Here is a 23,609-nt window from a genome sequence, read left to right on the forward strand (position 1 = left end):
AAAACCTTCCGTGCAGATACAAGGGGTGTTGGAAGGATCGCCGTCCGTGCCAAGCTGGAACACCCCTCATCCGACCGCTTCGCGGCCACCTTCTCCCACAAGGGGAGAAGGAAGAGTCGCCCCGCTATGCGAAGCCCCGGCCGACCCTCACGCAGCGGCCAGCAGGCTGGCGTTGCCGCCGGCGGCCGTGGTGTCGACGCAGACGGCGCGCTCATGCGCATAGGCGGCCGGATTGAGCACTTCGCTGACCAGCGGCACGATCGGGCCGGCGCGGTCGGCGATCACCTTGCGCACGATGCGCGCGGCCTCGGGCGTGCCGGAAAAGGCAACGACGTCGACACGCAGCGAGCGTGCCTCGACCGGGTCGGGCCGGCCGTCGATGGCCGCCAGCGGCAGGCCCTTGCCGGTCAATGATGAAAGTGCTGCCGGCGCACCGGGCGCGACCGCCAGCACCGCATTGCCGGCGGCGAGCGCCTGGATGGTCTGGGCAAGCAGCGTGTCGGCGTCCGGTCCCAGGCACAGCACGCGGCCGCGCGGCGACAGCGACAGCGTGTTGGCCTCGCCGGTCGGCCCGGGCAAATCGACCTGGCCGAAATCGATGCTGGCGGCGGCACCGATGGCCGCGGCAGCCTTGCCGCGCACATGCTTCCTCAGCACCGCCACCCGGTCCGCCCGCGTCGACCAGCCGCCGAGCGCCGGGTCTGGCAGATTGTCGGCGAGTTCGGTCGCCGTCACCTTGCGGCCGTCAACAATTGGCGTGCCCGCCTGCGGCCCCTTGCGGAACCGCCTGAGATAGTGCGGCCCGCCGGCCTTTGGCCCGGTGCCGGAAAGTCCTTCGCCGCCGAATGGCTGCGAGCCGACCACGGCGCCGATCTGGTTGCGGTTGACATAGATGTTGCCGGCATGGATGCCGTCGACGAAATGCTGGGCGCGGCCTTCGATGCGGGTGTGCAGGCCGAAGGTCAGGCCATAAGCCTTGCGATTGATCGCGGCGATGACCCCGTCGATGTCGTCGGCGTCGAAGCTGGCGACATGCAGCACCGGCCCGAACACCTCGCGCTCGATGTCCTCGATGCCCTTGACCCGAAACACATGCGGTGCCACGAAGCGGCCATCCTTGGGCGCTTCAAGCTTGGCGATCAGCCGGCCCTGCAGGCCCATCTCAGTGCAATAGTCGCGGATCGATTTTTGTGCCTCCTCGTCGATGACTGGCCCGACATCGGTCGAAATCCGCCAGGGATCACCGAGGCTGAGCGCTTCCATCGCGCCCTTCAGCATCTCCAGCATCTTCTTCTCGACGTCCTTCTGCACGTAGAGGATGCGCAGCGCCGAGCAGCGCTGGCCGGCGCTCTGGAAGGCCGAAGCCAGGATGTCGCGCACCGCCTGCTCGGGCAGCGCGGTGGAATCGACGATCATCGCATTCAACCCGCCGGTCTCGGCGATCAGCATGGCGTCGGGCGCGGCGGTCTCGGCCAACTGCTTTTCGATCAGCTTGGCGACCTCGGTCGAACCGGTGAAGCAGACGCCGGCAATGCGCGGGTCGGCGGTCAGCGGGCCGCCGACCGAGGGGCCGTCGCCGGGCAGAAGCTGGATGACGTCTTCCGGCACGCCGGCTTGGCGCAGCAATTCGACGGCGCGGAAGGCAATCAGCGGCGTTTGCTCGGCCGGCTTGGCGATGACCGAATTGCCGGTGACGAGCGCTGCCGCAATCTGGCCGGTGAAGATGGCGAGCGGAAAATTCCACGGCGAGATGCACGCGATCACGCCGCGCGCTTGCGTTCCCGGTTCGGCATTGGCCGCTTCGGCAGCGTAATAGCGCAGGAAGTCGACCGCCTCGCGCACTTCGGCGACGCCGTCGGCCAGTGATTTGCCGGCTTCGCGGGTGGCGAGCGCGAAGAATTCGATGGCGTTGGCCTCGTAGAGGTCGGCCGCGCGGTTGAGGATGGCGGCGCGCTCGGCGACGGCGCGCTTCGCCCAGGCCGGTTGCGCCTCCACACCGATGCGCACGGCGGTCGCAACCTGCTTGGCGGTGGCCTCGCTGACCGTGCCGACCACCTCGTCGGGTTTTGCCGGATTGACCACCGGACACTGTTTGCCGTAGCCGGCGGCACGGGTGATCGGCCGGGCGTGCCAGCGGTCCGGCCCGGCGAATTCAGCCCTGGCCTTGTCGATCGCGGCCAGCGTCACCGGATCGGTGATGTCGCATCCCTTCGAATTGCGGCGGGCAGCACCGAAGATCGCCGACGGGTGGGGGATCGCCGGATTGGCGGCCGGACCCTGTTTCTCGACGGTTTCGATCGGGTCGCGGGCAATATCCTCCGGCTCGACCTCCTCGTCGGTGAGCTGGTGGACGAAGGAGGAGTTGGCGCCGTTTTCGAGCAGCCGGCGGACCAGATAGGCAAGCAGGTCGGAATGCGCGCCGACCGGCGCATAGATGCGGCAGCGCGTGCCCTCGGCCCGCCGCACCGTCTCGTGCAGCGCCTCGCCCATGCCGTGCAGGCGCTGGAACTCGAAGGAGTCGCGATCGCCGGCCATCGACAGGACGGCGGCGACGGTGTGGGCGTTGTGGGTGGCGAATTGCGGATAGATGCGGTCGGTCATCGACAGCAGCTTTTTGGCGCAGGCCAGGTAAGACACATCGGTGTTGGCCTTGCGGGTGAACACTGGATAACCGTCGAGCCCGAGCGCCTGCGCCCGCTTGATCTCGGTGTCCCAGTAAGCGCCCTTGACCAGCCGCACCATGATGGTGCGGTCGTGCTTCCTCGCCAGCGCATAGAGCCAGTCGATGACGAAGGCGGCGCGCGGACCATAGGCCTGGACGACGACGCCAAAGCCGTTCCAGCCGGCAAGCTCCGGCTCGGCCAGCACCAGCTCGATGATTTCGAGCGACAGGTCGAGGCGGTCGGCCTCCTCGGCGTCGATGTTGAGGCCCATGCGCGAATGACGCGCCGCCAGCGCCAGCGACAAAAGCCGCTCGGCCATCACAGGCAGCATCTTTTCCTTCTGCGTCGCCTCGTAGCGCGGATGCAGCGCCGACAGCTTGACCGAGATGCCGTGATTCTGGCGGATGTCGGGGCCGTTGGCGCCGGCATCGAGCGACGAGATGGCGTCGGCATAGGCCTTGAGATAGCGCAGTGCGTCGGCCTCGGTGCGGGCCGCTTCGCCCAGCATGTCGAAGGAATAGAGATAGCCTTTCTGGGTCATCGGCCGGCCGCGCTTGACGGCCTCGGCAATCGTGCGGCCAAGCACGAACTGCTCGCCCATTTCGCGCATGGCGGCGGCGACCGCCTTGCGGATGACCGGCTCGCCCAGCCGGCGCACCATGGCGCGCAGCGTGCCTTCGATGCCGCCCTCGCCCTCGTCGAGCACCCGGCCGGTCAGCATCAGCGCCCAGGTCGACGCATTGACGAAGATCGAGCTCGATCCGCCCGAATGCGCCGACCAGTCATGCGGCGCGATCTTGTCGGCGATGAGGTCGTCCATCGTCTCGGTGTCGGGTACCCGGAGCAGCGCTTCGGCCAGGCACATCAGCGCGACGCCCTCCTTGGTGGACAGGCCGTAGGCGGACAGAAAAACTTCCATCAGCCGCGGATCGGACGAGCCGCGCACCGCCCGCACCAGATCGGCGGCGCGGGCCGAGATTGCCTTGCGCTCTTCCGTCGAGAGCCCGGTCGCCTCGGCCAGCCGCTTCACGGCCTCGTCTTCGTCAGGCAAGTAATTGGCACGGATCTGCTGGCGGATGGCTTCGAGCGCTGGCATGACGGTCCTGTGGAGCGAGCATCAGTGAGCGGTCCGGCGGTCACCGGACCGAATGACGCAAGCTAGCACAAAGCGCGGTTTCGATCGGTCCAAAGAAATCGACAGGAGAGGTCGATTGAACTATCATTCGGCCGGATTTCCTCGAATTTGACCAAATATTTGATGACAGAAGACCAATTGGACCGCATCGACAGGAACATCCTGTCGGCGCTGGGCAGCGACGGCCGGCTTTCGATGTCGGAACTCGCGGCAAAGGTCGGCCTGTCGAAGACGCCAGTGCAGGCGCGGGTCAAGCGGCTCGAAAAGGACGGCATCATCCGCGGCTACCAGGCGATCGTCGACCGTGAGCGCATGGGCGAAGGCCATGTCGCCTTCGTCCAGGTGAAACTGTCGGACACCCGCTCGGCCGCGCTCGACGCCTTCAACCGCGCCGTGCAGGCGGTGCCGGAGATCGAGCAATGCCACATGATGGCGTCGAGCTTCGATTATCTGCTGAAAGTGCGCACCACCGACATCGCCGCCTACCGCCGCGTGCTCGGCGAGCGCATCTCCGCCCTGCCCCACGTCGCCCAGACCTCGACCTTCGTGGCGATGGAGACGGTGAAGGACCGGTAGGCGCTCAATGACCGGCGCGCGACTTAGGCTTTCCGGGTTCGAAGCTGATGCGAAGCTTCGATCCGGTCGCCTTTGCGAAACGCTGCAAGGTCCGGGTCGAGGGCATATTTCGACCACTTTCCAGGCGAGCAATCACCGCCTGTGTCGTACCCATGGCGGCGGCGACTTCTTCCTGCGTCATATCGGCTTCACCTCGCGCCTTGATCAAAGCTTCTGCGATCGCGAACTCCTCTTCCAAGGCGTCGTATTCGGCGACAAACGCAGGGTCCTTGAACCACTCCTTGGCGGCGTCCTCAACGGGGATTGTTTTCCGGCTCATAGGGCCTCCTTTGCCCGCCTTGCAGCCAACTCGATCTCACTTCGCGGCGTCTTTTGCGTCTTCTTCGCGAACACCCGCACCACAACCACGCGCCGCGCGGTCGCGGTGACGTGGATCGCACGAGCAATGCCATCCCTGCCCTTCATCCGCATCTCCCAAAGCCGGCCCTCCAGATGCTTCACATAGGGCTCGTGGACCTTCTGCAGCCCATGCGCTTCGATCAAGCGCGATATCCGCAGAAAGCTGGCCAGGATGTCTTTCGGCTGGGCTTCGAGTTCCCGTCTCACCTCAACATTGAGAAACTCGACCGACCAATTAATCTGAATCGGAATATATCTTTTTTGCGATATTTATCAACTGTCCCGGCTTCACTCCGCCAGCGTCTTCAAAAACGCCACCAGCGCCGCGCGCTCGCGGCCCGACAGCTGCAGCGGGTGGATCTCGGATACACCCTCGACACTGGCCGGCGCCTTCGAATAATGCGCCACCACTTCCTCGAGCGAGGAAAACTGCCCGGCATGCATGTAGGGCGCACGGGTGGCGGCGCCGCGCAGCGACGGCGTCTTGTAGGCGCGGACGAGTTCCGTCCCGGCCTTGACCATGAAGCGCAGCTCGCCGCAGGCGCTGGCGTCGCCATCGCGAAACGCACCGAAACAGTTGAACGGATCGGCCTCGACTTGGCGCACCGCGTCTATGCGGCCGCGATCCGGCGGCAGATTCGCCACCGGCGGCACGCCGGTGTTGTGAAAACCGCCGTCGGTGAAACGCGGCCCGGTATGGCACGTCACGCAATTGGCCTTGCCGATGAACAGTTTTAGCCCGAGGATTTCTTCGGGCGACAAGGCATCGTCGCCTGGCAGTGCCTGTATGCCGGTATCCAACGCGGCGGCGAACCGGTCGAATCGCGTCTGCGGTGGCGCGATCGATCGCTCGAAGGCGGCGATCGCCTTGCCGATATTGGCGAAGACGCGGTTGACGTCCTCGGCTTGCGCACCGGACATGGCATTCCAGGCAGCCTTCTCGGCATCGCCGCCGAGCGGACTGGCATTGGCCGCCACATTTGAAAGGTCGGGCAGCGGCCCGAAGATGCGCTCGTAGCGCTCGCCGAATCGCGCCTTGATATAATGCGCGTAGGCGGCGCGGTTGCCGGCCTGCTCCAGCGGACTTTCCAGCGGCGCCAGCGCCTGCGCCCAGAGACTGTCGCGCCGCCCGTCCCAGAACAACCATGCGTCATGCCCAACGCCGGCCAACGGCATGGTGCGCCGGTTGGTGCGGCCGACACCGACCGCTCGCGGCAGATCGTCCTGGAACTGCCGGTCGATCTTGTGGCAGGTCGAGCAGGAAACCTTGCCGTCGCCGCTCATCCCGGCGTCGAAAAACAGCGTCGCGCCGAGCGCGGCGGCGGCCGGTACGTCGGCGAAGCGGTTGGTCGTGTCGGCTTTCAGCGGCGGCAGGGCTGACAGCGCCAGCGAGGCGATGGTCTTCTTTTCGGTATCGGAAAACTCAGGCTTGCCGCAGCCGGCAAGCACAGCGATCGCCAGCAGCGCGAAAAGTCGCGAAAAGCGGTTCAACTTGCTCCAGCGCTCAGAGCAACACATTGAAGACCACCGTGTCGGATCCGGCCGCCGCGGAAATGGCGAAATGCAGCTGCCACAAACCGCTCATTGTGAATTTCACCCCGCCGATGCGATAGCGGCCATCGCCCAGATAATCGGTTGGATGCGGGCTGGTCGGCAGACCGTGCCTGTGCTGCGGCATGCCGCCGGAAATCGTGATCGCAGCGCCCTCCACCGGAGTGCCCGCCTTTGTCCTCAGGGTCAGCAGCCAGGATTGCAGCTCGCCCTGCCTGACAACGCCCCGCTCCGGCTCGAAACTGGCCACAAACAGACCGTTCGCCGTCTTTTTCGAACGCGCAATTTCGGAACTGGCAGGCCGAGGCGCTTGCGGCGCGGTCAGATGGACGACGGCGAGAATGCCGGCCAGCAAGGCAGCCAGACCAACACCTGCCAGAACGTAGCGCCATAACGATGCCAAACCGGTTCCTCTTCCAGAAATAACGTCTCACTGAGCGGATCGCGTCCCGCCGCGCAGCTGAGAAAACGCCGCTGGCGCAAAAATCCGCTGCCGCCAAGCATGGCGCTCGCGCTCGCAAAAAGCTACAGCACCGGGTCTTTGGTTTTGTGCATGTCGTTATCCCAAAGCCGCCGCGCAAGCTGTGGCGACATGCACCAGGAGTGAGATACATGGCAGGAAACGGCGTCGCCTCGATCGGTGAATGTATGCTCGAGCTTTCAGGCCAGGCCGGGCCGAACTGGCGCATGGGCTTTGCCGGCGACACGTTCAATACGCTGTGGGCGCTGCATGCGCTGAGCGGTGACCGGCCGGCGACCTATGTGTCGGCCTTCGGCGACGACCCGTTCTCGCGCGACCAGATCGATTTCTTCGCGCAAAACGGCATCGGCATCGGCGCCAGCCCGATTATACCAGGCGCCCGGCCCGGCCTCTATGCAATCGCGCTGACCGGCGCCGAACGCTCCTTCACCTACTGGCGCGGCGACGCAGCCGCGAGGCAGCTTGCCTCCGACGCGGCAGCTTTGGCGAAAAGTCTTGAAAATCAGGCGCTTGTTTACTTTTCCGGAATCACTTTGGCAATTCTGGACGACGCCGCGCGCAAGACACTTTTGGCGGCGGTGGCCAAGGCGCGCGCCGCCGGCTCGCTTGTCGCCTTCGATCCCAACTATCGGCCGCGGCTGTGGCGCCGGAGCGAGGAAGCACAGACCGCGATCCTCGATGCGCTGGCAGTCACTGACATCGCGCTGCCGACCTTTCCCGACGAGCAGATGCTGTTCGGCGACGCAGCGCCGCAGAAAACCGCGGAACGGCTGGGAAAACTGGTCGGCGAAGTCGTCGTCAAGAACGGCGAGGAGCCGGCGCTGATCGCCGCAAACGAGACCCCGCATCCCGTTCCGGCCGTGCATGTCGCCGCCCCGGTCGATACCACCGGCGCCGGCGATTCCTTCAATGGCGCCTATCTCGCCGCCCGGATTGCCGGCCATGCCCCGACCGAGGCGGTGCAGCGCGCCCATCGCGTCGCCGCCGCCGTCGTGCAGGTGCGCGGCGCGCTGGCGCCATTCGAGACGCTAAGGGCGGCGTTCGAGGATTGAAACCGGCAACCGCCGACAAGCTTGCAGCCCAAGGCGGTCGCTATTCGCGCTTTTCGATGACGCCGTACAGGACGTTGCGGTTCTCGCCATAGAACACCTGCGCCTCGACGGTGTTTCGGTCGACGCTCGCATTGATGATGTTCCACATATCGGCCTCCGACCGCAGCAGCAACACCCAGTTCATGAACGTCTCCCAATACCCGGCGTCAGGATTGCCCTCCGCGTAGTTCGCGAAGAGGAATGTCCCGTTCGGCTTCAACATCTGCAGGCAGGTTTTCGTGAGCTTCACGGCGACGTTGTGCGCAAGGTAGTCGTAAAGGCCAGAGGCGTAGATGAAGTCGAACTTGCCAAGCTTGTGACCCCGCGTGAGCACGGTTCGCACCGAGCCGTCGATGGCCTCTACCGCAGTGCCTTGGAAGTCGCGCGTGATCAATCCAACGCTCTGAGGATCCTGATCGAGCGCAACCCAGCGCTTGAGACGGCCCTCCTGTAAGGCGGCCGAGCGACTGGCCTCCCTTAAATGGCCGGCCGCAATCGCCAGGACCTCGGTTTGCGTTCCATTCCTGGTCGCAATCTTATCGACATAGCGGGTCAGAAGATCACGCCGTTCGCGTGCCGCGATGGACGACGGCACATCCTTGGTATGCTTGTAGAGCGCCTTGCCGATCTCCGAGGCGTTTGCCACGCTCTCCGCCACGTGCGAATCGCAATAGATGTAGTCGAGCAACTGCGCGTCGCCGGAATAACCTCTGGGCTTGTCATGGGACCACCGCGTGAGCGGATCCTCAAGAAAGTACTCCAGGACTGGGTGATTCTGCACCACCGGTATCAATGCCTGCCAAATGTCGGGATGAACCTTGGAACGCGTCGCGCTGAGGTACGACGTCACACCACGAATGATCTCGGCGGGGTCCTTTCGTTGCTCGATTTGCTGGTGTGTCGTGTGGAGAATGAGCGCAAGCTCTACGCGAGCGGTTTCGAACGCTTCGCTATGAGGCCCGAGCTTTTTTCGAGGGAAACTGGCGGCGATCATCTCGGCAGTAATCAGACTTTTGCCATCGAGGATGGTTGCCACCGCAGAACTCCATAATCACATTTAACTAGATATAGTTGGATATTGCCTAAAATTTTATCTTTGCCAAGCCACATGTCAGGCATTTTAGCGGTGTCGTTTATTTCCCGCCAACCATGCTAGGTCTTTTGGTCGCTTCGCGGGCCGGATTCCCGATACGAGTTAACGCAAACCTATGCGCGACTGCATATTGCTTGCGAGGCGCCGCAATTCGCTGTCGCGCCTGAGGAGTCGGCCGGCGTGGGGGCAGAAGCTAGAAATGAGTTCGGCATACACAGCCCCGTTCAAATGGGGCTTAGCGTGACGAACGAATACGCGTCATCCGCATTGGCCGATATCGCCCATGCAGAACCGCTTGAGCGGCGCTACGAGCCACGGTCCGACGAACTCCGCAGCCTCTATTGGGAGGAAGGCCAGGCGAAGCGAAGGATGGACGCCAGGCCGGGGCTTTGGATCGCCGTCGCCATCTATCTGCTGTTTTCGGCAACGGATCTGCTGCTGATTCCGGATGTCGCACTCTATACGATCACGGCGCGCTTCGCCGTCGGAGTGACTGCGCTGTTGACCCTGGAAGCACAACTTCGCCGGGGGGTCGGAACGGAATGGATTGACGTGACTTGCGCCGCAGCCATCATCTTTGGCTATGTCGGTTGGTTGTGCCCAGCGGTTATGGCCGCGGACAAGGAAAGCGTCTCTTATTATATGGTCTTCGGTACTATCTTCATGATGGGCGCCAATCTTTTCTTCACATTCAGGTTTAATCTATCCATCATAACTTCTGCTATAATCTTGTGTATATTATACACCGTGAACTATTTTGTACCTTCTACGCTAACATACAAAATAGTACTAGGGATTTTTTACGTTTCGTGTTTCATATTCACGTCGTATGTAAACTGGAGGTTGAACGAGGAACGTTACAACGTCTTCCTGAACGCCTTGGAAGCTAAAATCCAGCACAAGGAGGCCACCGAGCGCGGACAGGCGCTGTTGAATCTGTCGAGAACCGATCCGCTTACCGGTCTGGAGAATCGGCGCGCGATCGACGAGAAGCTGCGCGACTACTGGAGCGACTGGCAAAGGCATGGCAGCGGTTTTGTGGCGATCCTCATCGACGTGGACTTCTTCAAAAGGTTCAACGACTACTACGGACATCAGGAAGGCGACCGCTGCCTGATACTTGTCGCCAACGCCCTGGCCGAGATGATCAAGCAGCACAATGGCTCAATCGGCCGCTACGGCGGGGAAGAGTTCATTGTCCTGGCTCGTATGGAGAAAAGGGAACAGGTTGCAGGTCTTGCGGAAGCCATTCGAAGCACGGTGGAGAACCTCGCGCTTCCCCACCAGCAGCGCAGAGACGGCACCTCGGTGGTGACGGTGAGCGTTGGCGCTGCCTTCACCAGGGCGCAGACTGGCGCCAAGCTGGAGAAGATCGTCCACGAGGCCGATCGTGCGCTCTATCTGGCGAAGGCAGGCGGTCGCAATTGTACTTGGCTGTTCGATCCAAACGATCCCCAGAGCAGCGACGAGAGCGAGAACATTGCGGCTTTGCTGAAGATCGCGATCGGCCAGGACCTCGTTTCACTCGTCTACCAGCCGATCCAGAACGTGGCGTCTGGCCGGGTTGAAGCCGTCGAGGCTCTGATGCGCCTCAAAATGCTGGACGGTACATCGGTTCCGCCGAGCCTGTTCATTCCTGTTGCGGAACGAACCGGCGCGGTCCTGGAGCTCGGGCGCTGGGCCATAAGGACAGTGTGCACTGAGCTCCTGGCGGACGATCACGTCCGTGTCGTCAGCGTCAACGTCTCTCCAATTCAGCTCAAGACGCCCGGCTTCGCAGCTTCGGTTGCGACGATTTTGAGCGAGACCGGCGTCGCCGGCAGCAGGCTGGCCCTCGAAATCACCGAAGGGCTGGAGATGGAGATGCACTCCGACGTTCTGCGCTGCATCAGCGACCTGAAGCTGCTGGGGGTCAGGGTATGGCTTGATGACTTCGGGACGGGCTTCGCGGGCCTCTCATGGCTTCGTCTCATCGATTTCGATATGGTGAAGATCGACCGCTCGTTTCTGCATGACTGCGGCACCCCAAGGGGCAAGGCGATGTTACAGGACATTATTGCCCTGGTCCGAAATCGCGGCCATAAAATCCTGGTCGAGGGCGTGGAAACCGACGAGCAGCTGGCCCTTATTCGCGAATTCGACATCGATAAAATCCAGGGCTTTTACGTCGGCCGTCCTGGTCCCGCCGCCAGTTTCCGCACGAAACCGGCCACCCACAAACGCACATTGTCGATCGTTAAGTCGGCCTGAATGGCGGCCGAGCGGTTGCCGCCAGCGTCGTCGCCGCACTTTCCTCAACAATGGTCCAGCTGCGATGTCTCGGGCCCGGATATACGAATAGCCGATCGACCGTCGCCGCCCGTCTGACCCGCCGGATCAGGTCTGGCTCATCGCTTCGTGCTCGCCGCCCGGAACGCCGCCTCTCCGGCCTCCGACACCTCGGCCCACTTCTTGTCGGCTGCCGGATCCGCGGCGTAGCTGTCGTGCCAGTTCCACCATTTGTAGGCCGGGGTCTGCGGATAGCCCTCGGGCGAGTCCTTGCAGACCTCCTGCCGGCCCAGCGGCGTGATGTCGAGATAGTTCCAGGTGCCGCCGCACCGCGCCGAGGGCGAGCGATTTTATGAGGAGGCGTTGGTGATCAGACAGCCAAGACGACAGGCGACTAACCCGACCGTGAGATCGATTGCCAGGAGGCGGTGGAGCCTGGCTTCCAGGCGGTCATCGACTGCATGCTGGGCTGAAAGCGGAGAGATCTGCTGTTCGCCGGCTGCGCCGCCGCCGCGAACTGGCCGAACAGCTGGCGATCATCGTCATCGTTTCGCGCGGCGATCCCGAGGAAATCAGGAAACAGATCAAGCAGCTGTCGAGGGACTAGGGTCAAAACTCAATCAGCCGGTGATCGACAATGGCCGGGATGGAAGGCGGCCCGTCGCTGGACGTTCCCCCACCACGACAGATACGCGCTCGGGCATCTCTTTGGGCAGCCATAGCCGCACTTCCACCCATCGCTTACCTCATGCGGGCATCAAATCGATGACCCGCATGATCGCGACCGCAGTGCTCGTGTTCTGGGTGCCTTCAGTAGTGGCGCCTTTGGCGCAGGCCCAAACATCGCCCTTCTTGACTGTGAACTTTTCTTTGTTGTGAACGACCGAAAGTTCTCCCTCAGTCATGTGGCAGAGCATGTCGTTCGTCATCATGTTGTCCGGCGTCTTCGCCCCGGGTTGGATAACAAAATCGCGTAGCATGACCGTTTTATAAGCTGGTATGACCGAAGCCCGCTCACCAAGCGCTACAACTCTGACACCGGGGCCGACCTCCTTGCCCTCATCGGGGCCGTAAGTCTGTGCGGCTGCTGGGGTCGCCCAAGCGATCAGTGGCGTCGCGGCTACTGTAAGACCGAGTGCAAATGTGGATCTACGATTGACGGCTTCCATTGCTTCCTCCCTATCAAAAGTTGGTCGGAAAGGTAGGCCAACAAGTCAAGGATGAGCCGTTGCGGCCCAAAGTCAACTGATCTTCCGTTGGGTTTTGAGCCTAGGCCGGATGGGATAACTGCCTGACGACACGAGAAACTCGGAGTGCGAATTGCTCTTGCCGTAGCAGCGGTGCGTGACGCTGGTGAACCCGGCTTAACCCACTGCATCGTCGGCCGCTTCTTCATGTCCTTGGGCGCCTCGCCGGCATGCTGGAGGCCCTTCCACAGCCGCTTCCAACTCAGTGAAGGCGGCGCGGCTCCCGATCACATGGAGTCGGGTTGGACAAGAAAACAATTCTCGTGCTCTTCGGTTGGATGGAGGGCAAATATGATAGCCGCCATCCTGCGACGGAATCTCATCACCATATGGACCGAAGTAGCGCTGTTGCGATCGTCGATTGCATGCTGGACGCCAGATTGACGCGCGGGGAGATGATGCGCTCGCTACGCCGGCTGATCGCCGCCAACAATATGACGCAAAACGAAACGCCAAGATCGAGGCGCAGCTCGCGATCGCACGAGCGATGATCCGCGCCGGCCGGCCACTCTAGGATCATAAATAGCGGACTTCGCGTCTTAGGCTACCGGAACCGCTTAATGCCGCGATCCGGAAGCCGGCGCACAAGTTTGGACCAAAGGCGGTTATGATCTCACGGCAGACCATTTCCGGAACCTGGTCCGACATCCAATGGAGCCTGCAACAAATCGCCTCGCGTCGGCGTCCGTTTGCGGCGGTCATGACTCACCTCCGACCGAATCTGGACACGGCGCAAAGCCAGGACTACTGTCTGCCCAATGAGCAGGCTCGTCCGCATCCTCGCAGTCGTCTTCCTCGCGACCTTCGCCGCGGGCACGGCGGCGCATGCCGCGGCTTTGACCGACATGTCTCTGAAGATGTCGATGGCTGAGATGGACGGCGACATGCCCCACTGCCAGGACTGTCCCGGCGATGACGGCCAGACGTCGGCATGCGACCAGTTCTGCGTTACCTCGCTTGCCGCGATCTGCACGCCTGTCGCGGCCGAGCTTCCGCATTTCGCAGGCATCGTATCTTTGCCTCCCGGAGAACCGTCCGACGGCCGCACCGGTCCGCCTGAGCCCTATCCTCCCCGAACCACCTTCCGAAGCTGACACGGCCGCAGCATCCGCTCGCGACCGACCCATCGACGCGCCCGGCTACGTCCGCGCGTCACAAGAGCCTATTCCGGGATGGTTGATCCAATGCTCTGTCCACGTGTGCCGGCGCTGACGCGTCGAACCTTTCTCGCATCGGCCGCCGCCGTTTCGGCGGGCGTATTGCTTCCACCGCGATCCGACGCCGCCGCAGGCCTTCGCGAGTTCCGGATCCGCGCCGAACCGGGGCGCGCCCAGATCGCGCCAGAGCCGCATGGCAACACCCCCATCTGGTGCTATGACGGCAGCCTGCCCGGTCCGGAAATTCGCATCCGCCAAGGAGTACGCCTGCGGGTCGCGGTCGAGAACAAACTCGACGAAGAGACGACGGTGCACTGGCACGGTTTGCGGGTCCCGAACGCAATGGACGGCGTGCCGCACCTCACGCAGGCGCCGATCGCGCCCGGCGAGACCTTTGCCTACGAGTTCGATGCCGTCGACGCAGGCACCTTCTGGTACCATCCGCACCATCGCAGTTTCGAGCAGGCCGGCCGAGGCCTCTACGGCCCGCTGATCGTGGAGGAAGCCGATCCCGTCCGGGTCGACCGCGAAGTCACTTGGGTGCTGTCCGACTGGCGGCTGACCAAGACCGCCGAGATGCGGGAAGACTTCGGCAACCGCCATGACATGATGCACAACGGCCGGGTCGGCAACACGGTGACGGTCAACGGCCGCGTGCCGGACGCTTTCCCGGTCAGGAAGGGAGAACGAATCCGCCTGCGCCTCATAAACGCCGCCAACGCCCGCATCTTCGGCCTCGACTTCGGGAGCCACGAACCCGTCGTCATCGCGCTGGACGGGCAGCCCGTCGAGCCGCATGCGCCGGAAGGCGGGCTGGTCGTGCTCGGGCCCGCGATGCGCGCCGACCTCATCCTCGACATGACGGCTGACGCCGGAAGTTCCGTGATCGACCGCTTCTACGAGGGCCTGGAATACCGCCTGGTCGACCTTGCCTATGCCGATAATCCGCTCAGGCAGGCGCCTCCCGACTGGCCTGTCGCCCTCCCGCCCAACCCGCTGCCGGAGCCGGACATTGCATCGGCCGTCCGGCACGAGGTCACCTTCAACGGCGGCATGATGGGAGCCATCGTCATGCAGGAGATGGGCGGCAGCATGGGGAACAGGGGCGAGGATTCCTCCGGCACGATGGGCAACCTGGGGGGCATGATGAACATGATGCATTCCGGCGGCATCTGGTTCATCAACGGAGTCGCGGCGGAAGGCCACGTCATGGACCCGATGCTGACGCTTGCGCAGGACAAGAGCCATGTCATCGCGATGACCAACGCGACGGCCTGGCATCATCCGATCCACCTGCACGGCCATCCCTTCCGGGTGATCTCCCGGAACGGCAAGCCGACGCGCCACCGCGAGTGGCAGGACACGGTGCTCATGTCGCCACGCGAGCGGGTGGAGATCGCATTCGTTGCCGACAATCCGGGAGACTGGATGTTCCACTGCCACATCCTCGAACACCAGGCCGCCGGGATGATGGGCGTCTTCCGCGTCGCTTGACCAATTCCCTCGAAAGGAGAACCGAAATGCGTACCATCCTCAACACCGTCGTTCTCGCTTCCTTCGTCTGGGCTGCCGTCCCGGCGCTCGCGGGCGAGAAGGACGTAACGCTCTACAAGAACCCGCAATGCGGCTGCTGCGAAGGCTATGCCGAGTACCTGCGGGAGAACGGCTTCGACGTTACCGTCAAGGCGACGCACGACCTGGCGGAAATGAGCCGCGAGGCAGGCATCGCGGACGAGTTCCAGGGGTGCCACCTGTCGTTCGTGGACGGCTACGTCGTTAGCGGCCACGTCCCCGTCGGCACGGTCAAGAAGCTCCTCACGGAGCGGCCCGACATCAACGGCGTGACGCTGCCCGGCATGCCAATGGGCTCGCCGGGAATGAGCGGCACCAAGGAAGCGCCATTCGAGATGCTGGAGATCACCAAGTCCGGCGTAGGTGGCGTTTACGCTCGCGAGTAGCTCTGCCCGCCCCGAAGCCCGGAAGGAGCCGACGATGATGGACGGCGGAATGATGGAAGGCATGGGCGGCATGATGATGGGCATGAGGCTAGGCTGGCTCCTGCTCGTGGCGGTGCTCGTCCTGGCGGGCGCGGCCCTGGTGAAGTACCTGTTCTTCAGCGGCCGCAAATGAGCAGGAAGGCTGTTGCCCTCGGCATCGTGGCGGCTCTGTCGGGAGCTGCCGCCCTCGCCCTGATCTGGCGGCTCGGAGCGAGCCCCGGCGAGGCTGCGGCGATCGCGCAGGGACGGCAGCTCTATGCCGAGAACTGCGCCTCCTGCCACGGGGCCAAGCGCGAAGGCCAGCCTGACTGGAAGAGGCTGCTCCCGTCGGGACGCATGCCCACCCCGCCGCACGACGCCTCGGGGCACACATGGCACCACCCGGACGGGGTGCTGACCAAGGAAGGCCCCGCCGCCGTCGTGGGCGGCGGGTACGCTAGCGACATGCCGGGATTCGAGGACATTTTGAACGACGAGGAAATCCGCGCCGTTCTCGCCTTCATCAAGAGCACATGGCCGGAGCGCGAGCGCGCCTACCAGTCGGAGATGAGCCGCCGCGAGCAGGAGAAGAGGCAGTGAAGACGATCCTGTCGGCGCTGGTACTTGTCGTCCTTGTGGCCGTGGGCAACGCGCACACGCAGGAACCGACAGTGATGCCGCTGCACGAAGAACCGCAGTCCTTGCCCGAACTCGTCTTCGCCGACGAGTCGGGCGAGCCGCGATCCCTCGATGACTGGCGCAGCAAGTTCGTGCTGCTCAACGTCTGGGCGACCTGGTGTGCGCCCTGCCGGGCCGAAATGCCGACGCTCGACCGCCTGCGGGAGCGGCTCGGCGGCGACGGATTCGAGGTTGTCGCCCTTTCGGTGGACCGGGCTGGTGCCGGCGCAGTCCGGAAGTTCTTCGACGAGATCGGGGTCAAGCTCCCCGTCTTCATCGACCAGGACGGAACTGCGATCCGCGCGTTGGGACTGTTCGCCCTGCCAGCCACGCTTCTGATCAGCCCGGACGGAAACGAGCTCGCGCGACTCGCCGGACCCGCCGAATGGGACACCCCCGAGATGGTTTCCTTCTTCGAAGGGATCATCGTACGAGAACTCGACCAAACCGGAGAACGGAGATGAACAGAAGAACACTTCTCGCCGCGATGGCCGCAGTCGCGGCCGCCGCATTGCCCGCTCATGCCCACCATCCGGGCGCCGATCTCGACAGGCTGATGGGCAGCGAGGAGAAATATTTCCAGGCGATCGACGCTCCCGCAGCGCCGGGATTCGATCTGGCCGACGACGAAGGCAATCCGGTCCGCCTCTCGGATTTCGCGGACAAGGTCGTTGTACTCAATTTCGTGTTCGCGAGCTGCACCGACGTCTGCCCGCTGCACTCCGACCTGATCGCCCGCGTCCAGGCCATGGTCAACGAAACGCCCATGAAGGACATGGTGCAGTTCCTGACGGTGACAACTGATCCGGTGGCGGACACGCCCGGGGTGATGAAGCCATACGGCGAGGCGCACGGGCTGGACCCGAGCAACTGGACCTTCCTGACCACCCGCGAGGGAGAGGCGGACGACGCGACGCGCAAGCTGTCCGAGGAATACAACGTCCGTTTCGATCCGCTCGAGGGCGGCCAGCAGATGCACGGCGTGGTCACCCATGTGATCGACCGCGGCGGGCGCTTCGCGGCCAAGTTCCATGGCCTCAGGTTCGATCCGCTGAACCTGGTCATGTATGTCAACGGGCTGACGAACAACGTGAAACGGCCGTGATCCGACGCGACGCTCCCAGCGGAGGCTGTAACGACTTGATCTGCGGTAACCGCGATTACGCTCGGCCTACCGCGCGGCATGCGGAACAGCGAGCACTATCCGAGCTGGAACCGCCTAGTTTCGATGCTTCGGTCGCTTGGTTCCGCAATCGCAGGCGCGGCAGATGATCAGGTAAGCCTCGTCAGCCACGCTGGCCTCGCCCTCCTCTTTACAAAGGCACTCCAGGGCGCACTGCAGGTGCTCCGCCACGTCGAGCCTCCCGGCCGCATGCGCAGACGTGAAGGCGGCCAGAATGGCGCGGTTGAGAGGCGGATTGCACCGGCACAACATAATCTCGTCTCCTCCCCTGCAAGGCATCCTGCTCCTTCCAGCAGGTGGAAGGTCAAGCGTCGGGACGAATACCCGACGGAACGAAAAGCGCGAAATTAGATCGACCAGATCCCTAACGCGACGAACACCACTCCCAACACAGTGAGAACACGCCGCGACAGGTAAGGCGATCCAGAGCGCGCCGCCGCGCAGGATCCCAAAGCACCGCCGCCACGGCAGTGATCACGAGAACGGAAAGAACGAGGACGATGAAGTTTGCCACGCCCATTCCCCACATCCCGCCCGGCATCATCTGATCAATATTTTTTCGTTCCTTCCTATTCGGCGGCCAACCTCAGCGGAGCAACCGCCATCGGTTCTTCAACGACAGCCCGGCTTGGCAACCGCCAGCCCTTGATGATCCCGTAGACCGCAGGGATCACGACGAGCGTCAGGATGGTCGACGAGATCATGCCGCCGATCATGGGGACCGCGATGCGCTGCATGACCTCCGATCCGGTCCCCGTGCTCCACAGGATCGGCAGCAAGCCCGCCATGATGGCGACGACGGTCATCATCTTCGGGCGCACGCGCTCGACCGCGCCGACCATGATGGCGACGTGAAGGTCGCTGCGTGTGGGGCTGCGTCTCTCCGCTTCGCTTCTCGCCTTCGCTTCGGTCCAGGCGTTGTCGAGATAGATCAGCATTATCACGCCCGTTTCGGCCGCCACGCCAGCGAGCGCGATGAAGCCGACGGCGACCGCGACCGACATGTTGAAGCCCAGCCACCACATCATCCAGATTCCGCCGACGATCGCGAAGGGCAGCGACAGCATGACGATGAGCGTTTCCGTCAGCGCCCGGAAATTCAGGTAGAGCAGCAGGAAGATGAGCGCGAGCGTCAGCGGAACGACGATCTTCAGCCGCGCCTGGGCCCGTTCGAGATATTCGAACTGGCCGCTCCAGGCGACCGAATAGCCCGGAGGCAGCTGCACCTCGGCGGCGACCGCCTGTTGCGCCTCGCTGACATAGCCGCCGAGATCGCGGCCGGCGATGTCGACGAAGATGTAGACGGCGAGCTGCCCGTTCTCGGTGCGGATCGAGGTCGCTCCGCGCGTGAGTTCGACCTTAGCCACTTCCCCGAGAGGCACGGAGCCGCCGCCAGGCAATGCCACCTGCACGTCGCGGGCGATCGCGCCGGGATCGCTTCTGAGCGCGCGCGGATAGCGGATGGCGACACCGTAGCGTTCACGACCTTCGACCGTGGACGTGATGACCTTCGCGCCGAGCGCCATGGAGATCACGTCCTGCACATCGCCGATCGATAAACCGTAGCGGCCCAAGGCGACCCGGTCAGGAATGATGTCGAGATAATAGCCGCCGATCACCCGCTCGGCGTAGGCGCTGGACGTGCCCGGCACTGCCCTGAGCACCGCCTCGATTTGGCGCGCGACATTTTCCATTTCGGCAAGGTCCGTGCCGTAGACCTTGACCCCGACGGGCGTGCGGATACCCGTAGACAGCATGTCGATGCGGGCGCGGATCGGCATCGTCCAGGCATTCGACACGCCTGGAAACTGCAGCGCCGCGTCCATCTCGGTCTTGAGGGTCTCCGACGTCACTCCAGGCCGCCAGGCCGATTTCGGTTTGAGGTTGATGATCGTCTCGAACATCTCCGTGGGCGCGGGATCGGTCGCGGTCTGCGCCCGGCCCGCCTTGCCGAATACGCTCTCGACCTCGGGGAAGGATTTTATGATCCGGTCCTGCGTCTGCATCAGTTCGGCGGCCTTTGTGACCGAGATTCCAGGCAAGGTCGTCGGCATATACATCAGCGTTCCCTCGTCGAGGTTCGGCATGAACTCGCTGCCGAGTTGGCGCGCTGGCCAGACGGTCACTGCAAGCGCTGCGATGGCGAGCAGGATCGTGAAAGTTTTCGCCTTCAGGACCCCGGCGATGACGGGCCGATAGAGGCCGATAAGCAGCCTGTTGAGCGGGTTCCTGTGTTCAGGGATGATGCGGCCGCGGACGAAGACGACCATCAAAGCCGGCACCAGCGTCACCGAGAGCAGCGCCGCCGCGGCCATGGCGAAGGTCTTGGTGAAGGCGAGCGGGCCGAACAGGCGGCCCTCCTGGCTTTCGAGCGTGAAGATCGGCAGGAACGAGACGGTGATGATGAGCAGGCTGAAGAACAGGGCGGGCCCGACCTCGGCCGCCGCATTGACCAGCACTTCGATCCGGGGCTTGTCCGGCGGGGCTCGTTCGAGATGCTTGTGGGCGTTCTCGATCATGACGATTGCGGCGTCGATCATCGCGCCAATGGCGATGGCAATGCCGCCGAGGCTCATGATGTTGGAGCCGAGGCCAAGAAGCTTCATCGCCGCAAAGGCCACTAGGATGCCGACGGGCAGCATAATGATCGCGACCAAGGCGCTCCTGACGTGAAGCAGGAAAGCGATGGTGACAAGGGCGACCACGACGCTCTCCTCGACCAGCGTCGACTTTAGCGTCTCGATCGCAGCGTCTATGAGTTCCGACCTGTCATAGACGGGTACGATCTCGGCACCGCCTGGAAGGCTCTTTTCGATCTCGGTGAGGCTCTCCTTGGCGTTCTCGATGACGGTCAGGGCGTTCGCGCCGACGCGTTGAAGAACGATGCCGCTCGCGACCTCGCCCTCTCCGTCGAGTTCCGCGATGCCGCGACGCTCATCGGGCACGATCTCGACCTTGGCGACATCGCCGAGCCGGAGCGGCACGCCGCTGACCGACTTGAGCGCGATGCTTTCGATATCAGCAACGCTCTCCAGGTAGCCTCGCCCGCGCACCATGAACTCGAATTCCGAGATTTCGACCGTGCGTCCGCCCGTATCCATGTTGCTGGTGCGGACGGCTTCGCCGATCTCCGACAACGTCACGCCCTGGGCCCGCATTCGCGCCGGATCGACCACGATCGAGTATTGCTTGACGAAGCCGCCGACGCTCGCGACCTCGGACACGCCTTCCGCCTTCGAGACTGCGAAGCGCACGACCCAGTCCTGCAGGGAGCGAAGTTCCGCGAGCGACAATTCCTTGGCAACGACGGCGTATTGGTAAACCCAGCCGACGCCCGTCGCGTCCGGTCCGAGCGCCGGGGAGACGCCATCGGGCAGACGGCTGGCGGCCGCGTTCAGATATTCGAGCACTCGGCTCCGCGCCCAATAGGGATCGGTGCCGTCTTCGAAGATCACGTAGACGAAGGACACACCGAAGAACGAGAAGCCGCGAACGACCTTCGATTTTGGAACGGTGAGCATCGAGGTCGTCAGCGGATAGGTGACCTGGTCCTCGACCACCTGCGGGGCCTGGCCCGGGTAATCGGTGAAGACGATGACCTGGACGTCGGAGAGGTCGGGGATCGCGTCGAGCGGCAAGGTCTTGACCGCATAGATCCCCGCGGCGGCGGCAAGCGCTGTGGCGAAGAAGACGAGGACCAGATTTCGGGCCGACCAGGCTATGAGCTTGGCGATCATGGTTTTGCCTCCGCGGGCGTGAGCGCGGAGAGCGCGGCCTTGAGGTTGCTTTCGGCATCGATGAGGAAGTTCGCCGCGACGACCACCTTTTCGCCTTCGGCGATGCCCTTCATGACCTCGGCCATGCCGTCGCCCCGCACCCCGACCTTCACGTCGCGCGGCTCGAAGCGGCCTTCGCCCTTGTCGACGATGACAACCTGGCGGGCTCCCGTATCGATGACGGCGCTGTCGGGCACGGTGATGACAGGATCGGAGCCGCCCGTCGCGACCTCGACCTCGGCATACATGTTGGCGAGCAGGAGACCGTCGGGGTTCGGGAGTTCGACACGGACCCTTGCCGTCCGCGTCTGACCCTGGATCTCGGGATGGATCAGCCCGACCCTGCCGTCGAACACCTTGCCCGGCAGGCTGCGGATACGGACGGCCGCCTTGTCGCCGACGCGAACCGAGCTCAGCTCGTATTCCGGCACGTCGGCCATGACCCAGACAGTCGAAACGTCGGCGATCCGGAACAGCGTTTGCCCGGCCTCAGCCATCATGCCGTCGACCGCCATGCGCTCCAGGACAACGCCGTTGCGCGGGGCCATTAGCGTCACCGAGATCGGCACCTTGCGTGTCGTCTCGATTTCAGTGATCGCTTCGATCGGAACGCCGAGGTTCGTCAACCTCTGCAGGCTGCCCGCGGCGGCGGCCTTGCTCGAGCCGCTCTTCAGATCGGCCGCATAAAGCGCCCCGGCGGCAGCAATTTCCTTGGCATAGAAACTGACGAGGGGCTGGCCTTTTTCGATTGTCTCTCCGGTCGTGATGTCGGCCACTTCTTCGAGGAAAGCCTCGGTGCGTATCGAAACCACGCTGACACGGCGCTCGTCCAGCGTGACGGTTCCGGGGACCCGCACCGGACGCACGATCGCGCCTTTCGTGGCCACAACCGCCTTTACGCCCGTACGCTGCAGCCTTCCCGCCGAAACCCTGACGGTCGAGCCGTCATCCGCCTCGCCTTCGTAGACTGGGATGTAGTCCATTCCCATGGAATCCTTTTTCGGAGCGGGAGACGTGTCCGGCAAGCCCATGGGATTGCGGTAGTAAAGGATTTCGCGCTCGCCTGATGCCGCTTCGGCCGCAGCCTTCAGTTCAGGCTTGGCTGGGTGATCGAAGCTGACATCCTCGCTGGCCAGGACGGCCACGAAATCGCGACCGTCATCGGTGCGCTTCGGCGCCGGCGAATACACCGGATCGCCGTCAGGATGGCGGTAATAGATGACAGGTCCCGTGGGAGCCGGGTTGGCGGCCGTCGACATCGGCTCCGCCCCGAGCGCGCGCCCGATGTTCGCCTCGAGCATTTGCACGACGGCCGGGATGGACAGATCGCGCTGTCCGGCCCAGTATCCGCCAGCCCCAGCCCCCGCCGCAAGTACGGCGAGGGCCAGGAAAGAGCCAAATCTACTCATTGGACTGCCTTGAATTCCAGGCGCGTCTCGACCGTCTCGGATTCACCCTGAACCTTAGCCGCGATCGAGAAGCGCCAGCCTCCGGCCATTGTGAGATCGGTCTTGAAGCGATAGACGCCGGGGTCCCCGGACGGCAGCGCCTCCACAGGCGAAGTCATCGCTTCCATCCCGTCGGGAGCCATGTCCATCCGCGTGGTGAAGACTACGGCGTTCTCGACTGGAGCCCCGGTCCGCTTGTCGACAAGCTTGACGGCGACGACGGCTCCCTTCCCTTCTTTGATCTCGTTCTCGACGAGCTGGAATTCGTAGTCCTCGGGCGCGGCCCGGGCCGCCTGGGAAGTTACAATAACGGATGCGAGCGCCAGTATCGTGGCGCGAAGTACGAGGTTCGATTTCATGTTCAAAAATCCGACTGTCATTGACCGCGCTTGCGCACGGCATTGGGCATGGCAAACACCACGCGGTTCCGTCCGTGCAGCGTTTATCCGCGCGGATTCCGGCGCTTAATGCGCTTATGACAGTCAGGCTCTGGGTGGTCTTGGCGGAGGCTCGCCGGCAAGCGACGAGAGGACGGTTTGCCTGCCAGCGAGAAATTCGTCGCCGATCCGGAGCTGGACGAGGAATGTCGGCGTTTCCGGAACCGGAATGCTGACGAGGCCCGACAGGCACAGGACTGCCAATGGACAATCCTTGGCGCAGTCAGGAGCAGCAGGCTGATCGTCCGGGCAGCAGGACATGCCGTCAGGCATCGATCCCACTGTCTGTGCTGCCATCGCGGGAACCGCCGATGACGCCGCCAGTGGCGCAAGCACCAGCCCGAAAAGGGCTAGCGCCAGAAGAAAGCGGCTGATCATCGACCAAGATTTCATTGATTGCGAGCATGTCACAGCTCCGCGGATATGGCTAGCCACTCATCGGATTGTGAT

22 protein-coding genes and 1 pseudogene are annotated in these 23,609 nt (G+C 63.5%); 11 read left to right on the forward strand and 12 right to left on the reverse strand.

All coding sequences use genetic code 11. The annotated features are described in order from the left end of the window. Positions 1-147: 147 nt before the first annotated feature. Entirely contained in the window at positions 148-3,759 is a 3,612-nt protein-coding gene (gene putA, locus AC0L16_RS27330; protein WP_473624392.1) for a bifunctional proline dehydrogenase/L-glutamate gamma-semialdehyde dehydrogenase PutA, read from the reverse strand. Between the two features lie 162 nt (positions 3,760-3,921). On the opposite strand from putA, the gene AC0L16_RS27335 reads away from it, so the two are divergent. Beyond that, positions 3,922-4,374 (forward strand): Lrp/AsnC family transcriptional regulator, encoded by a 453-nt coding sequence (locus AC0L16_RS27335; RefSeq protein ID WP_023803583.1) that lies wholly within the window; start codon positions 3,922-3,924, stop codon positions 4,372-4,374. A 4-nt stretch (positions 4,375-4,378) separates the two neighbouring features. Here AC0L16_RS27335 and AC0L16_RS27340 read toward each other — a convergent pair whose 3' ends face one another. The 4 genes from AC0L16_RS27340 to AC0L16_RS27355 form a co-directional block, all read right to left on the reverse strand. Then, entirely contained in the window at positions 4,379-4,693 is a 315-nt protein-coding gene (locus AC0L16_RS27340) for a helix-turn-helix domain-containing protein (RefSeq protein ID WP_287213090.1), read from the reverse strand. Further along, positions 4,690-4,980 (reverse strand): type II toxin-antitoxin system RelE/ParE family toxin, encoded by a 291-nt coding sequence (locus tag AC0L16_RS27345; RefSeq protein WP_473624394.1) that lies wholly within the window; start codon positions 4,978-4,980, stop codon positions 4,690-4,692. The genes AC0L16_RS27340 and AC0L16_RS27345 overlap by 4 nt, the downstream gene beginning before the upstream one ends. 81 nt (positions 4,981-5,061) lie before the next feature. Further along, positions 5,062-6,291: a cytochrome-c peroxidase gene (locus AC0L16_RS27350; RefSeq protein WP_473624395.1), complete on the reverse strand. Its 1,230-nt coding sequence runs from the start codon at positions 6,289-6,291 to the stop codon at positions 5,062-5,064. Continuing rightward, positions 6,278-6,727 (reverse strand): FixH family protein, encoded by a 450-nt coding sequence (locus AC0L16_RS27355; protein WP_473624397.1) that lies wholly within the window; start codon positions 6,725-6,727, stop codon positions 6,278-6,280. The genes AC0L16_RS27350 and AC0L16_RS27355 overlap by 14 nt, the downstream gene beginning before the upstream one ends. A gap of 209 nt (positions 6,728-6,936) precedes the next feature. Between AC0L16_RS27355 and AC0L16_RS27360 the strand changes: the two genes are divergently transcribed. Then, a complete protein-coding gene (locus AC0L16_RS27360) occupies positions 6,937-7,857 on the forward strand; it encodes a sugar kinase (RefSeq protein ID WP_473624398.1) in 921 nt (306 codons plus the stop codon). A 40-nt stretch (positions 7,858-7,897) separates the two neighbouring features. On the opposite strand, the gene AC0L16_RS27365 is transcribed toward AC0L16_RS27360, so the two are convergent. Then, a complete protein-coding gene (locus tag AC0L16_RS27365; RefSeq protein WP_473624399.1) occupies positions 7,898-8,932 on the reverse strand; it encodes a class I SAM-dependent methyltransferase in 1,035 nt (344 codons plus the stop codon). A 285-nt stretch (positions 8,933-9,217) separates the two neighbouring features. Here AC0L16_RS27365 and AC0L16_RS27370 point away from each other — a divergent pair, with 285 nt between their 5' ends. Next, positions 9,218-11,239 carry a putative bifunctional diguanylate cyclase/phosphodiesterase gene (locus AC0L16_RS27370; protein WP_473624484.1) on the forward strand — a complete coding sequence of 674 codons (2,022 nt, stop codon included), beginning with the start codon at positions 9,218-9,220 and terminating at the stop codon, positions 11,237-11,239. Between the two features lie 137 nt (positions 11,240-11,376). Here the strand turns inward: AC0L16_RS27370 and AC0L16_RS27375 are convergent. Both AC0L16_RS27375 and AC0L16_RS27380 read right to left on the reverse strand, forming a co-directional pair. Beyond that, positions 11,377-11,586, reverse strand: a pseudogene (locus tag AC0L16_RS27375) (DUF899 family protein); the annotation flags it as partial. A gap of 417 nt (positions 11,587-12,003) precedes the next feature. After that, complete coding sequence (locus AC0L16_RS27380; protein WP_473624401.1) at positions 12,004-12,426, reverse strand: hypothetical protein; 423 nt, start codon at positions 12,424-12,426, stop codon at positions 12,004-12,006. A 320-nt stretch (positions 12,427-12,746) separates the two neighbouring features. Here AC0L16_RS27380 and AC0L16_RS27385 point away from each other — a divergent pair, with 320 nt between their 5' ends. The 8 genes from AC0L16_RS27385 (at position 12,747) to AC0L16_RS27420 (ending at position 17,420) form a co-directional block, all read left to right on the forward strand. Continuing rightward, entirely contained in the window at positions 12,747-12,995 is a 249-nt protein-coding gene (locus AC0L16_RS27385) for a hypothetical protein (RefSeq protein ID WP_473624402.1), read from the forward strand. A 267-nt stretch (positions 12,996-13,262) separates the two neighbouring features. Then, a complete protein-coding gene (locus AC0L16_RS27390) occupies positions 13,263-13,598 on the forward strand; it encodes a hypothetical protein (RefSeq protein ID WP_473624403.1) in 336 nt (111 codons plus the stop codon). 90 nt (positions 13,599-13,688) lie between these two features. Continuing rightward, positions 13,689-15,155: a multicopper oxidase family protein gene (locus AC0L16_RS27395; protein WP_473624404.1), complete on the forward strand. Its 1,467-nt coding sequence runs from the start codon at positions 13,689-13,691 to the stop codon at positions 15,153-15,155. Positions 15,156-15,181: 26 nt separating this feature from the next. Continuing rightward, positions 15,182-15,619, forward strand: coding sequence for a DUF411 domain-containing protein (locus tag AC0L16_RS27400; RefSeq protein WP_473624405.1), 438 nt, complete (start codon positions 15,182-15,184; stop codon positions 15,617-15,619). 34 nt (positions 15,620-15,653) lie between these two features. Next, positions 15,654-15,791, forward strand: a complete 138-nt coding sequence (locus AC0L16_RS27405; protein ID WP_473624407.1) for a hypothetical protein — start codon at positions 15,654-15,656, stop codon at positions 15,789-15,791. After that, positions 15,788-16,237: a c-type cytochrome gene (locus AC0L16_RS27410; RefSeq protein ID WP_473624409.1), complete on the forward strand. Its 450-nt coding sequence runs from the start codon at positions 15,788-15,790 to the stop codon at positions 16,235-16,237. Before AC0L16_RS27405 ends, AC0L16_RS27410 begins: the two co-directional genes overlap by 4 nt. Beyond that, on the forward strand, positions 16,234-16,779 hold the full coding sequence (locus AC0L16_RS27415) for a TlpA family protein disulfide reductase (protein ID WP_473624411.1): 546 nt from the start codon (positions 16,234-16,236) through the stop codon (positions 16,777-16,779). Before AC0L16_RS27410 ends, AC0L16_RS27415 begins: the two co-directional genes overlap by 4 nt. Beyond that, entirely contained in the window at positions 16,776-17,420 is a 645-nt protein-coding gene (locus AC0L16_RS27420; protein WP_473624412.1) for an SCO family protein, read from the forward strand. Before AC0L16_RS27415 ends, AC0L16_RS27420 begins: the two co-directional genes overlap by 4 nt. Positions 17,421-18,067: 647 nt before the next feature. On the opposite strand, the gene AC0L16_RS27425 is transcribed toward AC0L16_RS27420, so the two are convergent. From AC0L16_RS27425 to AC0L16_RS27440, 4 genes are all read right to left on the reverse strand, one after another. Continuing rightward, positions 18,068-21,235, reverse strand: coding sequence for an efflux RND transporter permease subunit (locus AC0L16_RS27425; RefSeq protein WP_473624414.1), 3,168 nt, complete (start codon positions 21,233-21,235; stop codon positions 18,068-18,070). After that, positions 21,232-22,683, reverse strand: a complete 1,452-nt coding sequence (locus AC0L16_RS27430; protein WP_473624415.1) for an efflux RND transporter periplasmic adaptor subunit — start codon at positions 22,681-22,683, stop codon at positions 21,232-21,234. The genes AC0L16_RS27425 and AC0L16_RS27430 overlap by 4 nt, the downstream gene beginning before the upstream one ends. Continuing rightward, positions 22,680-23,081, reverse strand: coding sequence for a FixH family protein (locus AC0L16_RS27435; protein WP_473624417.1), 402 nt, complete (start codon positions 23,079-23,081; stop codon positions 22,680-22,682). Before AC0L16_RS27435 ends, AC0L16_RS27430 begins: the two co-directional genes overlap by 4 nt. A gap of 123 nt (positions 23,082-23,204) precedes the next feature. Further along, entirely contained in the window at positions 23,205-23,537 is a 333-nt protein-coding gene (locus AC0L16_RS27440) for a hypothetical protein (protein ID WP_473624419.1), read from the reverse strand. Positions 23,538-23,609: the final 72 nt, after the last annotated feature.

Source organism: Mesorhizobium sp. WSM4848 (assembly GCF_055811375.1).

Coding starts and splice junctions, on each gene's coding strand:
- putA (WP_473624392.1), bottom strand. CDS start 3,759: ATGCCAGCGCTCGAAGCCATCCGCCAGCAGATCCGTGCCAATTACTTG.
- AC0L16_RS27335 (WP_023803583.1), top strand. CDS start 3,922: ATGACAGAAGACCAATTGGACCGCATCGACAGGAACATCCTGTCGGCG.
- AC0L16_RS27340 (WP_287213090.1), bottom strand. CDS start 4,693: ATGAGCCGGAAAACAATCCCCGTTGAGGACGCCGCCAAGGAGTGGTTC.
- AC0L16_RS27350 (WP_473624395.1), bottom strand. CDS start 6,291: ATGTGTTGCTCTGAGCGCTGGAGCAAGTTGAACCGCTTTTCGCGACTT.
- AC0L16_RS27360 (WP_473624398.1), top strand. CDS start 6,937: ATGGCAGGAAACGGCGTCGCCTCGATCGGTGAATGTATGCTCGAGCTT.
- AC0L16_RS27370 (WP_473624484.1), top strand. CDS start 9,218: ATGGGGCTTAGCGTGACGAACGAATACGCGTCATCCGCATTGGCCGAT.
- AC0L16_RS27380 (WP_473624401.1), bottom strand. CDS start 12,426: ATGGAAGCCGTCAATCGTAGATCCACATTTGCACTCGGTCTTACAGTA.
- AC0L16_RS27390 (WP_473624403.1), top strand. CDS start 13,263: ATGAGCAGGCTCGTCCGCATCCTCGCAGTCGTCTTCCTCGCGACCTTC.
- AC0L16_RS27395 (WP_473624404.1), top strand. CDS start 13,689: ATGCTCTGTCCACGTGTGCCGGCGCTGACGCGTCGAACCTTTCTCGCA.
- AC0L16_RS27400 (WP_473624405.1), top strand. CDS start 15,182: ATGCGTACCATCCTCAACACCGTCGTTCTCGCTTCCTTCGTCTGGGCT.
- AC0L16_RS27405 (WP_473624407.1), top strand. CDS start 15,654: ATGATGGACGGCGGAATGATGGAAGGCATGGGCGGCATGATGATGGGC.
- AC0L16_RS27410 (WP_473624409.1), top strand. CDS start 15,788: ATGAGCAGGAAGGCTGTTGCCCTCGGCATCGTGGCGGCTCTGTCGGGA.
- AC0L16_RS27420 (WP_473624412.1), top strand. CDS start 16,776: ATGAACAGAAGAACACTTCTCGCCGCGATGGCCGCAGTCGCGGCCGCC.
- AC0L16_RS27425 (WP_473624414.1), bottom strand. CDS start 21,235: ATGATCGCCAAGCTCATAGCCTGGTCGGCCCGAAATCTGGTCCTCGTC.
- AC0L16_RS27430 (WP_473624415.1), bottom strand. CDS start 22,683: ATGAGTAGATTTGGCTCTTTCCTGGCCCTCGCCGTACTTGCGGCGGGG.
- AC0L16_RS27435 (WP_473624417.1), bottom strand. CDS start 23,081: ATGAAATCGAACCTCGTACTTCGCGCCACGATACTGGCGCTCGCATCC.
- AC0L16_RS27440 (WP_473624419.1), bottom strand. CDS start 23,537: ATGATCAGCCGCTTTCTTCTGGCGCTAGCCCTTTTCGGGCTGGTGCTT.